This window comes from Pseudomonadota bacterium (assembly GCA_037200975.1).
In the GTDB taxonomy this organism is placed as follows: domain Bacteria; phylum Pseudomonadota; class Gammaproteobacteria; order Steroidobacterales; family Steroidobacteraceae; genus CADEED01.
In genome coordinates this window covers 1,472,314-1,486,445 of record JBBCGI010000001.1, presented here as the reverse complement: position 1 = coordinate 1,486,445, position 14,132 = coordinate 1,472,314, and the positions used below count along the sequence as shown (strand labels likewise).

General features: G+C 63.3%; 10 protein-coding genes and 1 tRNA gene. 8 read left to right on the top strand and 3 right to left on the bottom strand.

What is annotated here, in order from left to right; genetic code table 11:
* Positions 1 to 88: 88 nt before the first annotated feature.
* The 7 genes from WDO72_06610 to WDO72_06580 all read left to right on the top strand — a co-directional run bounded on the left by WDO72_06610 (position 89) and on the right by WDO72_06580 (position 6,182).
* Entirely contained in the window at positions 89 to 625 is a 537-nt protein-coding gene (locus tag WDO72_06610; GenBank protein MEJ0085333.1) for a regulatory protein RecX, read from the top strand.
* Between the two features lie 36 nt (positions 626 to 661).
* Positions 662 to 3,283 (top strand): alanine--tRNA ligase, encoded by a 2,622-nt coding sequence (gene alaS, locus WDO72_06605; GenBank protein MEJ0085332.1) that lies wholly within the window; start codon positions 662 to 664, stop codon positions 3,281 to 3,283.
* Positions 3,280 to 4,509: an aspartate kinase gene (locus WDO72_06600; protein ID MEJ0085331.1), complete on the top strand. Its 1,230-nt coding sequence runs from the start codon at positions 3,280 to 3,282 to the stop codon at positions 4,507 to 4,509. The genes alaS and WDO72_06600 overlap by 4 nt, the downstream gene beginning before the upstream one ends.
* 114 nt (positions 4,510 to 4,623) lie before the next feature.
* Positions 4,624 to 4,860 carry a carbon storage regulator CsrA gene (csrA, locus tag WDO72_06595; GenBank protein ID MEJ0085330.1) on the top strand — a complete coding sequence of 79 codons (237 nt, stop codon included), beginning with the start codon at positions 4,624 to 4,626 and terminating at the stop codon, positions 4,858 to 4,860.
* 57 nt (positions 4,861 to 4,917) lie between these two features.
* A tRNA-Ser gene (locus tag WDO72_06590) sits at positions 4,918 to 5,008 on the top strand.
* Positions 5,009 to 5,170: 162 nt separating this feature from the next.
* Complete coding sequence (locus WDO72_06585) at positions 5,171 to 5,344, top strand: Arm DNA-binding domain-containing protein (protein MEJ0085329.1); 174 nt, start codon at positions 5,171 to 5,173, stop codon at positions 5,342 to 5,344.
* 358 nt (positions 5,345 to 5,702) lie between these two features.
* Positions 5,703 to 6,182, top strand: coding sequence for a hypothetical protein (locus WDO72_06580; GenBank protein ID MEJ0085328.1), 480 nt, complete (start codon positions 5,703 to 5,705; stop codon positions 6,180 to 6,182).
* Between the two features lie 639 nt (positions 6,183 to 6,821).
* On the opposite strand, the gene WDO72_06575 is transcribed toward WDO72_06580, so the two are convergent.
* Together WDO72_06575 and WDO72_06570 are read right to left on the bottom strand one after the other, a co-directional pair.
* Complete coding sequence (locus WDO72_06575; protein ID MEJ0085327.1) at positions 6,822 to 9,683, bottom strand: serine/threonine-protein kinase; 2,862 nt, start codon at positions 9,681 to 9,683, stop codon at positions 6,822 to 6,824.
* Positions 9,680 to 10,246, bottom strand: a complete 567-nt coding sequence (locus tag WDO72_06570) for an ECF-type sigma factor (GenBank protein ID MEJ0085326.1) — start codon at positions 10,244 to 10,246, stop codon at positions 9,680 to 9,682. The genes WDO72_06575 and WDO72_06570 overlap by 4 nt, the downstream gene beginning before the upstream one ends.
* 131 nt (positions 10,247 to 10,377) lie before the next feature.
* Between WDO72_06570 and WDO72_06565 the strand changes: the two genes are divergently transcribed.
* Positions 10,378 to 12,519, top strand: coding sequence for a hypothetical protein (locus tag WDO72_06565; GenBank protein ID MEJ0085325.1), 2,142 nt, complete (start codon positions 10,378 to 10,380; stop codon positions 12,517 to 12,519).
* 706 nt (positions 12,520 to 13,225) lie between these two features.
* Here WDO72_06565 and WDO72_06560 read toward each other — a convergent pair.
* Positions 13,226 to 14,020: a DUF2306 domain-containing protein gene (locus WDO72_06560; protein ID MEJ0085324.1), complete on the bottom strand. Its 795-nt coding sequence runs from the start codon at positions 14,018 to 14,020 to the stop codon at positions 13,226 to 13,228.
* Positions 14,021 to 14,132: the final 112 nt, after the last annotated feature.

Below are 14,132 nucleotides of genomic sequence, written 5' to 3'. Positions count from 1 at the left end.
CTCCAGTCGATGTGTATACGGGTAGTTCACGAGCGGGGGCAGACGTAAAAGTCTGCCCCCGTTTCGTATGTACTCTCGAACTCAAGCCATGCGCCGGCCGGGCGGAAAAAAGCCTCTCGACGAAAAGGTCGCAGGCGATCCCAAGGCCGCTCACACGGCCGCGGTCACCTTCCTCGCCCGGCGGGATTTTTCCACCGCCGAATTGCGCCGCAAGCTCAAGGAGCGCGGCTACCTCCCGCCCGCCATCGAATCCGCGCTCGCGGATCTCGAGTCCCATCGGCTGGTCGACGATCGGCGTTATGGTGACAACCTGGTCGCGGCACGGGCGCGCCGGGGGCAGGGCCCAGCCCGTATCCGCAACGAACTGCGCCGGGCGGGCCTCAACGCCGAGGCCGTCCAGACCACCATGGACCAGGCCAAGGAGGACGGGCCGGACTTCCTGAAGCTGGCCAGGGCAACCCGGGCCCGCAAGTTCGGCGACGTAGTCCCGAAAGACCGCAAAGAACGCGCGCGGCAGGCCAGATTTTTGCAATACCGAGGCTTTTCAACGGATCATATCCGCGCTGTTCTGGAGGGGGCCCCCGATGATGATTCGGACCTCGATCCGGGCAGCGAACCCGTTTAAAACTCTCCGAGCCCCATGCCCAGCACACCGCCTTATATGAGCGCGGCGGACGTCCGTCGCGCCTTCCTCGAATTTTTCCGCGATCGTGGCCACACCGTGGTCGCATCCTCCAGCCTCGTTCCGGGCAATGACCCGACGCTGCTCTTCACCAACGCCGGCATGGTGCAGTTCAAGGACTGCTTCCTCGGCAAGGAAAAGCGCGACTACGTGCGCGCCACCACCAGCCAGCGCTGCGTACGCGCCGGTGGCAAACACAACGACCTCGAGAATGTCGGCTACACCGCGCGCCATCACACCTTCTTCGAGATGCTCGGCAACTTCTCCTTCGGCGACTACTTCAAGAAGGACGCGATCCGGTTCGCCTGGGATTTCGTCACCGGCACTTTGAAGATCGACCCGGCGCGGCTGATGGTCACCGTGTACGCCACGGACGACGAAGCGTTCGACCTCTGGCACAAAGAAGCCGGCGTTCCGAAAGAGAAGATCGTGCGCATCGGCGACAAACCGGGCGGCGGCTCGGACAATTTCTGGCAGATGGGCGAAACCGGTCCCTGCGGCCCGTGCACCGAAATCTTCTACGACCACGGTGCGCACATCCCCGGCGGCCCTCCCGGCTCGCCCGATCAGGACGGCGATCGCTGGGTCGAGATCTGGAACCTGGTGTTCATGCAGTTCGACCGCTCGGCGGACGGCAAGCTCACACCGCTGCCGAAACCCTCGGTCGATACCGGCGCGGGGCTCGAGCGCATGTCGGCGGTGATGCAGGGCGTCACCAACAACTACGACATCGATCTGTTCAAGAACCTCGTGAAGGCCGCGGCCGCGCTCGCGAACACCACGGATCTCACCAATAGCAGCCTGCGAGTGATCGCGGATCACATCCGCGCCTGCACGTTCCTCATCATCGACGGCGTTACGCCTTCGAACGAGGGCCGCGGCTATGTGCTCCGGCGCATCATCCGCCGCGCGATCCGCCACGGTTACAAACTCGGCATCAAGGACGCGTTCTTCTACAAGCTGGTCGCCACGCTCGCCAGCGAGATGGCGGTGGCATTCCCCGAGCTAACTACCGGCAGGGCGCTGGCGGAGCGCGTGCTCAAGCAGGAAGAAGAACGCTTCGCCGAAACGCTCGCCAACGGCATGCAATTGCTCGACGGCGCGTTCGCAGCGGCCAAGGGCGGCAAGACGCTCGACGGCGAAACCGTCTTCAAGCTCTACGACACGTATGGTTTCCCGGTCGACCTCACCGCCGACATTGCGCGCGAGCGCGGCGTCTCCATCGACCACGCCGGCTACGAGGCCGCGATGGAAGTGCAGCGTAAACAATCGCAGGCGGCCAGCAAGTTTGGCGTCGATCTCTCGGGCGGCATCCAGCTCGAAGGCAAGACCAGTTTCCTGGGCTACGAAGCCACCACCGACGTCGGCAAGGTCGTCGCGTTGTTGAAGGCCGGCGCGACGGTGCAGGAATTGAATGCGGGCGAAGAAGGCGAAGTCGTTCTCGACCGCACTCCTTTTTATGCAGAGTCGGGCGGCCAGGTTGGCGATGCGGGCGAGCTCGGCAATGTCAGCGCGAACTTCCAGGTCACCGACACGCAGAAGCGCGGCGCCGCGTACTCGCACCTGGGCACGCTCACGAAGGGCATCATCAAGATCGGCGACAGCCTCGCTGCGAACGTTGATTCGGTGCGCCGCGATGCCATCAAGGCCAATCACTCGGCCACACATCTTTTACACGCCGCGTTGCGCAAGGTGCTCGGCACCCACGTTCAGCAGAAAGGCTCGCTGGTGGCGCCCGATCGCCTGCGTTTCGATTTCTCGCATTTCCAGGCGATCACCGCCGACGAGCTCACGCAGATCGAACGCCTGGTGAACGCCGAGATCCGCAGAAACACCGCAGCCGAAACGCGCGAGATGCCGTACGACACGGCCGTCGCGCAAGGCGCCATCGCGTTGTTCGGCGAGAAATACGAAAAGGACGTGCGTGTGCTGCGCATGGGCGATTTCTCGATGGAGCTGTGCGGCGGCACCCACGTCGCCCGTTCGGGCGATATCGGCATCTTCAAGATCTTGAGTGAAAGCGGCGTCGCGGCGGGCGTGCGCCGCATCGAAGCCATCACTGCCGAAGGCGCGCTCGATTACGTTGAACACACCGATGCGCTGATCAAGGAAGTCGCCGGCCTCGTGCGCGGCTCGCGCGACGATGTGAAGACCAAGGTGGCCGATGCGCTCGAGCGCATCCGCCAGCTCGAGAAAGAAAACCGCGAGCTCAAGAACAAGCTCGCGAGCGGGCAGGGCACGGATCTTTCAGCAGGCGCCACGGATATCGCGGGCGTGAAACTGGTCGCAGCGCAGGTCGACGGCGCCGACGCGGGCGCGCTGCGCAATGCCGTCGACCAGCTCAAGGACAAACTCAAGTCCGCCGTCATCGTGCTCGCCTCGGTCGATGCCACTAACAAGATCACGCTCGTGGCCGGCGTCACCGCCGACCAGACGGGCAAGGTGAAAGCCGGTGAACTTGTCGGCAACGTTGCCGGGCAGGTAGGCGGAAAGGGCGGTGGCCGTCCGGACTTCGCTCAAGCGGGAGGCAACAATCCCGCGGCATTGGGCGCTGCATTGTCGAGCGTCGAGGCATTCGTGCGTGCCAAACTCGGTGCGTGAGCGCGCCTAGAACGATCGTCCAGAAATACGGCGGCACCTCGGTGGGTTCGGTGGAACTCATCCAGCGTGTCGCGGCCAAGGTCGCGGCCGTGCGCGAGCGCGGCGATCGCATCGCCGTGGTGGTCTCGGCCATGGGCGATCACACCGACCGCCTGGTCGATCTCGCCGCCGGCATTTCGCGCGAACCGAATCCGCGCGAAATGGACGTGTTGCTCTCGACCGGCGAGCAGGTTTCGATCTCGTTGCTCGCCATGGCGCTGTGTGAACGCGGCATTCCGGCAAGGTCATTCACCGGCAGCCAGGTGCGCGTTCGCACCACTAACATCCACCGGCGGGCGCGCATCACCGCCGTTGAGGTCGCCCGACTGCAGCACTCCCTCGACAACGGCGAGGTGCCGGTGGTCGCCGGCTTCCAGGGAGTCGACGACGACGGTGATATCACCACCATCGGCCGAGGTGGCTCCGATACCAGCGCGGTGGCTCTGGCAGTCGCACTCAAGGCATACGAATGCCAGATCCTCACCGATGTCGACGGCGTGTACACCACCGATCCGCGCATGGTTCCCGAAGCGCGGCTGCTGTCGCGTATCTCATTCGAAGAGATGCTCGAGCTTGCGGGCCAGGGTTCGCGCGTCCTGCACCTGCGCTCGGTCGAATTCGCAGCGAAATATCAGGTACCGCTGCGCGTGTTGTCGTCGTTCCGCCCCGGTGCCGGCACGCTCATTTGCAAAGAGGAATCGAACGTGGAAGCTCCGCTCATCTCAGGCATCGCGTTCAACCGGGACGAAGCCCAATTGACGATTTCGGGGCTGCCCGACACGGCCGACTGCATCGCACGCGTCCTCAGGCCGATCTCAGCGGCTAACATCGAGGTCGACATGATCGTGTTAGCCACGGCGCGCGATGGCCTCAAGGACTTGTCATTTACGGTGCATCGTGACGACTACCTCGAGGCACAGCGTATCGCGCAAGACGTCACGAACGGATTCCCGGGCGCGCGACTGACATCCGATGACAAGGTCGCGAAGGTCGCGGTTGTCGGAGTCGGCATGCGGTCGCATGCGGGCGTTGCGGCGCAACTCTTTGAATCGCTTGCGGCGCAGGGCGTGAAAGCGCTACTCATTTCCACGTCGGAGATAAAGATCGCCGTGTTGGTGGCGGAAGACAAACTCGAGTCTTGTGTCAAACGCCTGCACCTGGATCTGGGACTTAACAGCCCGTTATGAGACGCCGATCTGTGGTCAGCGCGTAGGACGAGTGCTAATGTTCCGCACCGTTGTCCAGCCCGGCATTCAGGCACGGATGGCAATAATAAAGAGGCTCCATGGAGGGCCCGAAACATGCTCATTTTGACGCGGCGGGTTGGCGAATCAGTGGTGATCGGCGAGGACGTGACCGTCACGGTACTCGGCGTGAAGGGCAATCAGGTGCGCATCGGTATCAATGCGCCGAAGACCGTTGCCGTGCACCGCGAAGAAATCTTCGAACGCATCAAGAATGGGCGCGCCGCGGGCGAGGGAAATGTGCCTGCCGAGGGTGAAAACACCATCGCCCCGAGGGAAAGCCTGCCCGCCTGACCTGTTTCGCGCGATTTTTGCCAGATCGCTCTCCGGCTCATTATGATTGCGCCCCCCGGAGAGATGGCCGAGTGGTCGAAGGCGCGCCCCTGCTAAGGGCGTAAGGGCCAAAAGCCCTTCGAGGGTTCGAATCCCTCTCTCTCCGCCAATTACTATTTTCACGGCAGCTCAGGCTGTCTCGGAAATCGGAATTTCCCTTGAAACTCCGCATGTTCCGAGATCTCGGCGTCTCATACCGTTGCGCCTAGTCTCGCCGTCGTGATGGTACTTTTGATGGTATCTCCGGCGGTGAGCGGGGAGATACCATCAAATGCTCACCGACACGCAAGCTCGTGCTGCAAAAAAAGGCATTCGGACGCGCCGCCTCGCGGACGCTGGGGGTTTATACCTTCAGATCGATCCGAACGGCCGGCGCTACTGGCGCTACAACTATCGCTTCGCCGGCAAGCAAAAGACGCTCACCCACTTTCATTCGCCGCTTTAGTTGCAGTTGCAACATCAAGGTTTGAACTCAGAAATCAAAAACGTCGGAATCGCATTTTTGAGTTACTGAGTCGACCGTAGGTAGGCCGAGATAGTTACCGGTAAACAGGGATCTCTTTGTTTGATCTTCAGGTCTACGGGCAGGCTGGCAGCGAGTTGACGGTCGCCTTGACGTTAATCCGGTTTCGCGCCTTGTCGAACGTATAGCAGACTTGGTTGTTTCACGTTTCAGTGGGGCTTCATCCTCTCGAATGATACGGTCAGATACATTAGTCCTGTGAGCGTCGCGCCATGGCCTTCACAGCAGCAACTCATAGAGAGGGCGGATTGAAATGACTCTCTTACGATTCGCAACCGCCATGACGGCATTGCTTGTCTGCACAAGCGTCGCAAGTGCGGAAGGAATTGAGCTCGCAGGTGGAGCTCGCGACCCCGGTGTCAAGCGTTGGATCTGGTATCAGATCATAGGCCCCCGAAACCATCCGCTGCCTATCGTTTACCTATCCACGCAGTCCTTCAAGACAAAGTCGAATGAATTTCTTATCGTCTTGCCGCTAGCAAAATATCAAGTCGTCTCAGCACACACCCAGGCACGCATTGCGCGTACTGACTGCCCCGGCGAAAAGCCTCGCGGAGACATTTGGTACACGGTCGAAATAGGCGTACATGTTGATAAGCACACTCGACGTTGTTTGTTGCCGCAGGAATCGGCGTGCGACTATCTGTCTGGTGTATTGAAATTGTCTGGTGTCGATTTGACCGCTACGGAGCGGCAGCCGATAGTCAACTTCATGGCAGAAGTGCGTTGCGACACTACGAGCATGGAGGGTGCGGAATAGCACTGGAACTAAACCGTGGACTTATGACACGGTCGTGCTCGAAGCGCGCCGGCTGTTCTGGCGAATTTCGAAGTTGAGGCACGCCAGTGTCGCGTGGCCAACATGTCGCAGCGTCGATTCTTCATGTGGTGGCAAATCTGGTGGCAAATATGGGGAGTTAGGGGGATCGGAGGGGACATGTGCGCTTATGCGCATCAGCAACTTGCTGATTCCATTCACTCCTCGCCTAAAGCAAGTCATTGCCAAGTTTCGCGCAATAAGCGGTCGATACCTCACTTGACGGGCGCAAATGTTAGGTAGTTAGGAAGGGACTGAAAGGCAATCGCTTCCGTAGCCAGAACGCATCCCGCGTTCCGATCGAAGGCGCTTAATCGATCGCGCGCCGCCAAATAGCAAAGACTCTTCGCACTTCGCTCGTTGGACACCACGACCATGCTGATTGGTCCGGTTAGCCCTTCTTAAAGCGTCCTTTAATAGAGGTGGGAACCGGATCGGCCGCATCGATTTGTTCGGGCTGTGGTGGTTTGGTGATCCGTTGCCACAGAGTTTCGTGGCGGGATCGAAGTCATTGGCTGCCAGGGCTGCGCGTTCCGCGGCGCGCAACGGCGCGCAATCATTGATCGAAGCGTTTCGTCTCAGTCACGGCGTCCTCGTGGCAGCTCGCAGTTTCTGCGCGAGTGCCTCCGCTGCCTTCAGACCGCTCTGTTGCGGCAACACGCTTTGCCGCAATACCGGCAGCGCCGGCGCGAGCAACTCCGAGGCTTCCCTGCGCTGGCCGCGCGTCGCCAGGATTTCCGCCAGCTCGTAACTCGCGAGCGCAACCTCGAAGGCATTGCCTGCCGACGGCAGCCGGCGCAGCGCTTCGCGCTGGCTGCGCTCCGCCGTGACCAGGTCGCCGTCCAAGCGGGCGAATGCCGCCTCGAAACGCAGCAAGCGCGTGAATTGCAGATCCGAGTCGGGCAATCCACTTCGCAGGGCACGTGCCCGCGCCTCGACCAGCAAGCGCCTGCCGCCAACGGAATCTCCCGCCTGCCGCCGCGCCTCCATGTGCTGGATCACGAGCTCTGCGAATTGCCCGGAATCCTCACCCTGCGTGTCCCGGACTATCGGTAGCAGTTGCTCCAGGCTCGACATCGCCTCCCGCCACTTTCCGCAGTCGAGCAGCACCTGGACGTGATTGCGCTCGAGTGACACGCGAAACGTGTCGGTCGGGGCGAGGACTGTCTGGTTCATATTCGCAACTGCCTGGTGAATCTGCCGCTGGCTCAGGTCGTAGTCGCCCATCGCGGAATTCAGAATCGCCAGGCTGCTCAGCGCGGTGGCGAGATTGCGCGGTCCTGAATCTGCAGCAGGCATTAGTTCGAGCGAATGCGTCAGGGTCGCCCGCGCCTCACGGTAACGGCCCTGTGCGCGCAGCGACTTGCCGAGTACGTTGTAGAGCACGCCAAGTCGCGTCATTCCGACGCCACCGGTTTTCTCCAGCATGCCGATGGCTTCTCGACTGACCGCCTCGGCTTCCGCAGCGCGGCCCTCCATCATCAAGCCCTCGATCCGATTGCGCAGCAAAACGAAACGCTGCGGGGAATCGGCCGGAATCCCGCGCCGGTCCGCGAATGCCAGCCCCTGCTCGCTCGACTGCAGCAGCCGGGCGCGATCGTCGGTGAAGTTGGCGATGCTGCCGAGGTCCGAATACAGCCGCAGCACCACATCCACGGGCGGGTCGCGCATGGCGAGCGCCATCGCAAGCGCCGCCTCGGCGCGCTTGCGGCAGGCATCCCAGCCGTACTTCACGACGTGGCCGAGAGTCTGATGAGCCAGCGCCCGCAGTTGCTGTTCGGGATCATCGGGCGCGAACCGTGTGCGCAGCGCGGCGGCCCGATCCGAGACCGCGAGACTCTGCTCGGTCTTTTCCAGGCTGCCGAGCGTGTCGGAATAGACGACCAGGTCGTCGGCCAGCGCGAGCGCCGCGTCGCGTCCTTCCCCCTCCACATCTCGAGTGCCTGCTTCGAGCAACTCGGCGGCTTGCTGGTACTGCCCCACCGAAGCGTACAGCCGCCCGAGCATGCGCTGCACCGGCTGCCGTATGCGTGGATCGGCGGCGCCGCGGCGGTCGAGCTGCTGGCGCGCGCTGTCGAGCAACTGCCGCACGCTCACTTCGCTGTTGAGTGCCTGCTCCGGTGATGCAGCCGCCAGCGTGTCGGCGAGGAACTGCAGCGACTCGCGCGCGCGGGCGCTCTCGCGCCTCGCCTCGTGCGCCTGCCACAGCGACAACGCGATGCCGCCGATCAGCGCCAGCGATACCGCCGCCACGGAGGCGGCCAGCAGCCGATTGCGTCGGAGCCAGAGCCGCGCGCGTTCTCCCGGACCGGCGTGTGCCGCGAGCACCGGCTGGTTGGCCAGCCAGCGCCGCAGATCGGCGGCCAATTCTTCGGCGCTGCCGTAGCGCGCCAGCGGATCGTGACGCAGGCAGCCGGCAACCACCGCCGCCAGACCACCGCGCAGCCGCTTTGCCAGCGACGCCGCATCGGTCTCGCCGCGCAGCGCGGCTTCGGAAGTCGACGCGTGCGCGGCGGCCCTTGTCAAAGGCTCCGCATCGCCTTGCAACTGCTGCACTTGCCGCGCGAGCGGCGTGTCCCGCGAGATGCCAAACGGGTGTGAGCCCGCCAGCAACAGGTGCAACACGATGCCCAGTTGCCAGATGTCGGTGGCCGTGGTGACGGGCGCGTCGTGCAATTGCTCCGGCGCGGCATAACCAAAGGTCACAGCGCGCTCGGTGAGCACCGTGACCTCCGGATCCTGCAGTTGTTTGGCAATGCCGAAATCCAGCAGCTTGACGTGACCGGCCGCGTCCACCAACAGGTTCGAGGGTTTCAGGTCACGGTGCACCAGCAGGTTGCGATGCGCGTGGCCCACGGCGTCGATCACTTGCAGGAACAGTCGCACGCGCGCACGCACGTCCCGCCGATGTTCGTTGCACCAGCGATCGATGGCGATGCCATCCACGTGCTCCATGACGAAGTACGGATCACCATCGGTGGTGAAGCCGCCATCCAGCAACGCGGCGATGTGCGGATGTCGCAGGTGCGCGAGTATCTGCCGCTCGCGCAGGAATCGTCCGCGGATGGAGGAAAAATCCTCCGCCGCGTGCACCAGCTTGAGCGCAGCGCGCTGCTGGTAGGCGCCGTCGGCGCGTTCCACTTCGAAGACCGTGCCCATGCCGCCGCGGCCGGCGATCGCGACGATACGCCACGCGCCAATGGTTGCTCCCGGTTGCACTTCTAGAGGCGCCCGCCCGAGCGCGGCGCTCCACTGCGCCAGGTTGTCATCGAATGGATCGCCGGAACCGGCATCGGCCGCCAGCATGGACTCGATTCTCTTTCGCAGCGGCGCCTCATCGGCGCACAGTTCCGCGAGTTTCGCTGCGCGGGCATCGCCCGGGAGATCCGCGACTTGCTCGAAGATCTGCAGCGCGCGGCGGGTCTCTTTTTCGTCGAGGCTCAAGCGCCCAGCTCCGCCAGCAGCAGCGCACGCGCCTTGCGCCAGTCGCGGCGCACCGTGTAGTCCGGCATATCCAGGATGCGCGCGATCTCGGCCACGTCGTAGCCGCCGAAGCAGCGCAGCTCGACCACGCGCGCCATGCGCGCGTCTATCTTCTGCAGTGTCTCGATGGCGTCGTCGACGATCAGCACGCCGAGCACATCGGCCGACGCCGCGACGGCATCCCCTTCGTGCAGCGCGAGCGTCGTGCCACCGGCATCGCGTTTGTCGGCGCTGGAGTGTCGCGCGTGGTCGACCAGCACCTGGCGCATCGCGCGCGCCGATAACGCCAGCAGGTGATGTCGATCATTCGGCGATGGCAGTTCGCCTCCGGCCAGTTTCAGGTACGCCTCGTGCACCAGCGCGGTGGTTTCGAAGGCGCCGCGATTGCGCCGCAGCTGTCGGCGTGCGGCCAGTTTGAGCTCCTCGTACAGCGCGGCGTACGCGGCATCGAGAGCCTGCGCGTCACCATCGCGGGCGAGGGCGAGCAATTGAGTGACCGGCACGTGGGCGGCTGGAGGCTTCATGACTTCGCGCTTCTTCACGTCGCCGAGTTTCCCACATCAAAAGAAAGCCTCGCGACCGTGTACGAAAACGCCCGTCATTTCGTATCTACATCCGAAGCGCCGGGGTTTCCGGCCGCCGCGGAGATTATGTGATGAGAACCGCCCTCGGATCCCTCTGCCTGCTGGTGTTGTTGATCTCCGGCTGCGGTGGCGGATCGAACGACACGCCATCGACGGACCCCGTCGTTGTCCCGCCGGCGGCGGTCGCGCCCAGCATCACGGCTCAGCCCGCGGCGACCAGCGTCGCCGCGCCGGCAACGGCGACTCTTTCCATCTCGGCTGGCGGCACCGCGCCGCTGACCTATCAGTGGCGCAGCTCCACCGACGGCACGACCTGGATCGATATCGCGGGAGCCACCGGCGCGAGCTACGTCACCAGCGCCACGGACGTCGGCATGAACGGCCGGTACTTCTCCGTTGTCGTCAGCAACAGCGCCGGCAGCGTGACCAGCGGCAGCGCGCAGCTCACGGTGATTGCCACCACGCCGCCGGACCCAGGCGGCGGTGGCGGAGGCGGCAGCGGTCCGAGCGGCGAATTTCCGCACGCGGCGAACCCGTTCACCGTCGCCGTGACGCCCGCCGACAACGCGATTGCGTATTTCGATGTCGCGAGTTCCACGGATGCCACCGTCCAGGTTCCGGGCGGGGCGGCCGACATCGCCGTCGCCGAGGGTGTCACGGCGACCATCGGCATTCCGGGCAACGCGTTTCTCGAAGATCAGTCGCTCGCCGTCACGCAGGTTTTGCTCGCCGCGGTGGACAGCGCACACCCGCTGCCATTACACGCGGTGCGCGGCGCGTTCCATCTCGACCCGGCGGACGCCGCCATTCCTGAGCTCCAGACTAACAACCGCCTGCGCATCACGTTCACGCTCACCCAGGCGGCGCTCGACGCGCTGGGTGGTGAGCCGGTGATCTTCTCGGCGCGCGCGGACGGCACGCAGCTGCACCTCGTCCCCGTTTACAAGAATGCCGATGGCGCATGGTCGTCGCTCACGCTCACGACCGTCGTTGACCACCTCGGCCTGTTCGGCATCGCCACACTCGACGACGCGCAGGCCGACCTGCTCTCCACGTCCTGGCCCGCCGAAGACAGCGCCCAGCTCGAGGCCGCCCTCGCACCGCCGTCGTACGGACTGCGCAAGGCCGAGCTCGGCACTCCCGCTGGCGCGCTCGCCGGCCGCGCGCGACTCAAGACGAACGTGCGTGCCGCCGCCGCCGGTAACGAAGACTGGTACGCACAGATGCGGGCCCGCGTCGACGCGTACTACAACGACGTCGTCGCGCCCGCAGTTGCGGCCGCGAATGCTCCGGACGCGGACCTCGCGCAGTTCCGCGATGCGACGCAGAAACTGTTCACGTGGGCGCGGGAGCGTCAGCTTCTTGGCATCCACGACGAAGCCGACTCGACCACCACGTCACTGGTAACCGATTACACGAAACGCGGTATCGACATCGCGATGCAGGACTGCTCGGCGAACCGCAATTCCGCGGCCGTCGTGCAGCTCCTCGGCATGCTGCGGCAGGCCGCGCTGCTCGGCGTCGAGACGGTCACCGACCTGGATTGGGTGATGAATACCTGTGGCCGCTCGACCTACGACATCTCGATCGACTGGAACCAGATCCACACCTACGAAATCGACTACGACAACCCCAACCCGGAGACCGCCTTCACCGGCAAACTCCGCGAAAGCTTCACGACCAGCGGCAAGCTGCACAAGGCGGAGGCGCTCGAACTGACCGGCACCCGCATCGAGCAATCTTCTACTTACGAGGCGATCTGCGCGGAAGGCGCATGGCGCTGCAGGTACGAGAAATTCTCGATCACCGCGGATGACTCGAATGCCGAGGTCCAGCAGTGCGGCGTCCCCGGCTTCTTCGTGAGCTATCGCGTGGATCGCTGGAACCTGGATGCGCGCGGGCACAACGCCTCGCCGTATTTGTACCTGTGGTTCCAGAACGCCAATGGATGTGCCGATTCGAGTTTTTTGGTCGGGACGCCCCATGGGACCAAGACGTCCTATGACATTAGCGGAAATGCCACGCAAACCACGGTCTACTCCTCCGACTCCGTCGATACCAGGACGTGGAGTGGCGGCGCGAATCTCGGGTCGAGTTCCAGGATCGTCCGGGCCTCGGCCCCGATCACGGGAACGAGCGTGGCGCCGGGTGCCACGCAGCGTTGGACCACGAGCCTCAAAATCAAAGTCACCGAGGTGGTGCCCGTGAACTGAAGAAGTTTGTCTGTGAGAATGCGTCACCGCGGCTGAGTTGCGCATTTCGCTCACACTTTGACCGACTGGCAGTCAGCGAAGTTGCCGGGCGCTGCGGAATCCAATCGCGAAAGGATTCGCGCCTTGCTTTATTCGTCCCGCGGTCTTCCGGGCCACTGCTCGAATTCCGTGGTTGCAACAAGGCTGCTCACTGGAGCGCAGCGTATCCATATGCATAAAAATTCGCGAGATGACCTGGTGGCAAATTCGGCTTGAGGTCATCACTTCTAACAGCATGAGCGCGGACTTGTGCAACGATGCGGTGGAAGGAGCCATCGCGAAGCGGTCTATCTACACGCCTTCGAAGGCGTCTCTGCGGCCAGGTGACCTGACCTTAAGATCCCGGACACTGGCTTGACCTGAAGTTTCCGGACATCTTTCGCGGGAGGGCGGCTTCGGCGGGAATCCCCTCAATACTTACGTGGGAGTTTCAAGCCAGAAAATGATGGTATGTGGCAAGACCTCACTCAAAAACATCTCACCGAACCAACAGCTTATAAAGCTGACTTGCTTCCTCTCTCTCCGCCAATTCTTACTTGCCGTTGCGAACGGGGTCAGGTCGACTATCCCAACAATTGAGTGACCACGTGTTGCGAAAGAGTTCATCGCGCGGCCCGCGCGGCGATGGCGTGCCGCGAAGCTTCCCGGCGGTCTGCGTTACGGCCCGTCAGCCGAAGAGCCGCTGCACGATCGCAGGCCCCCAGTAGAACCTGGTGAAGTAGTAAGTCCCAAGCAACAGGAAGCCGCCAGCCGCGACGAACACTACCGTCGCGGCAAATTTCCCGGCGACCGACGCTTCCCTGCGCGCCGAGCGCAGCAGCACTTCCACGACGAGCAGATTGGGAATGTAGAAGAAGAACGCCATGACCTGGTCGAACGGGCCGCGAAAAGTTTGGCTGTGTCCCATGCCGCCCGTGAGCAGCAGCCAGAACCCATAGTCCATGCGATACAGCCACGACCCGATGGCGAGCGCAAAGAGGCGCAGCGCCCACGCGCGGTGCGCGTCGAACTGACGTGCACGCGCGTATCGAAGAGCCTGCACCGCGCAGAGCACCGTGAGCGCGCCATAAAGCCCGAAGCCGAGGCTCATCACGGGCCCGCCGATCGTGCCGCGGACGAGGATGAACGCGAGCCCGCCCAGGCCCGCGAGAATCGAAGCGCTCACGTAGATACGCCCGATCCATCGATGCACCGCCGGCAGTCTTGCGCGAACGGCGCCGATGAGCTGGATGCTGCCGAGAGCGAGGATGATGCCCCCCGCGGCGAAATGCGCACCGATACCGACCGTCGCCACCGCGCTGCCCGGCTCATACAGGCCCGGGAGAACCCCGTTCCATTTCGCCATTTCGCCGTCGTATAGCGCGGCGGCATAGAAGGCCAGGATGTAGAGGCCGAAGAGCCCTGCGCTGATCCACGTGATGCAGGCGAGCCCCATCCAGCTCCAGCTCAGAAGTCGATTCACCCACGGGGAACTCTCGGGTCGTGGAGCAGTGCTATGTAACATTCAGTGCGCTTCGCTTTTTTTCCAGACGCCGTCTAACACTAACCCACCGCGGCGGCAATGCCAGGCCCAC

Bases quoted from the DNA above. Each gene is read 5' to 3' on its own strand.
- WDO72_06610 (MEJ0085333.1), top strand. From the start codon at position 89: ATGCGCCGGCCGGGCGGAAAAAAGCCTCTCGACGAAAAGGTCGCAGGC.
- alaS (MEJ0085332.1), top strand. From the start codon at position 662: ATGAGCGCGGCGGACGTCCGTCGCGCCTTCCTCGAATTTTTCCGCGAT.
- csrA (MEJ0085330.1), top strand. From the start codon at position 4,624: ATGCTCATTTTGACGCGGCGGGTTGGCGAATCAGTGGTGATCGGCGAG.
- WDO72_06585 (MEJ0085329.1), top strand. From the start codon at position 5,171: ATGCTCACCGACACGCAAGCTCGTGCTGCAAAAAAAGGCATTCGGACG.
- WDO72_06580 (MEJ0085328.1), top strand. From the start codon at position 5,703: ATGACGGCATTGCTTGTCTGCACAAGCGTCGCAAGTGCGGAAGGAATT.
- WDO72_06570 (MEJ0085326.1), bottom strand. From the start codon at position 10,246: ATGAAGCCTCCAGCCGCCCACGTGCCGGTCACTCAATTGCTCGCCCTC.
- WDO72_06565 (MEJ0085325.1), top strand. From the start codon at position 10,378: ATGAGAACCGCCCTCGGATCCCTCTGCCTGCTGGTGTTGTTGATCTCC.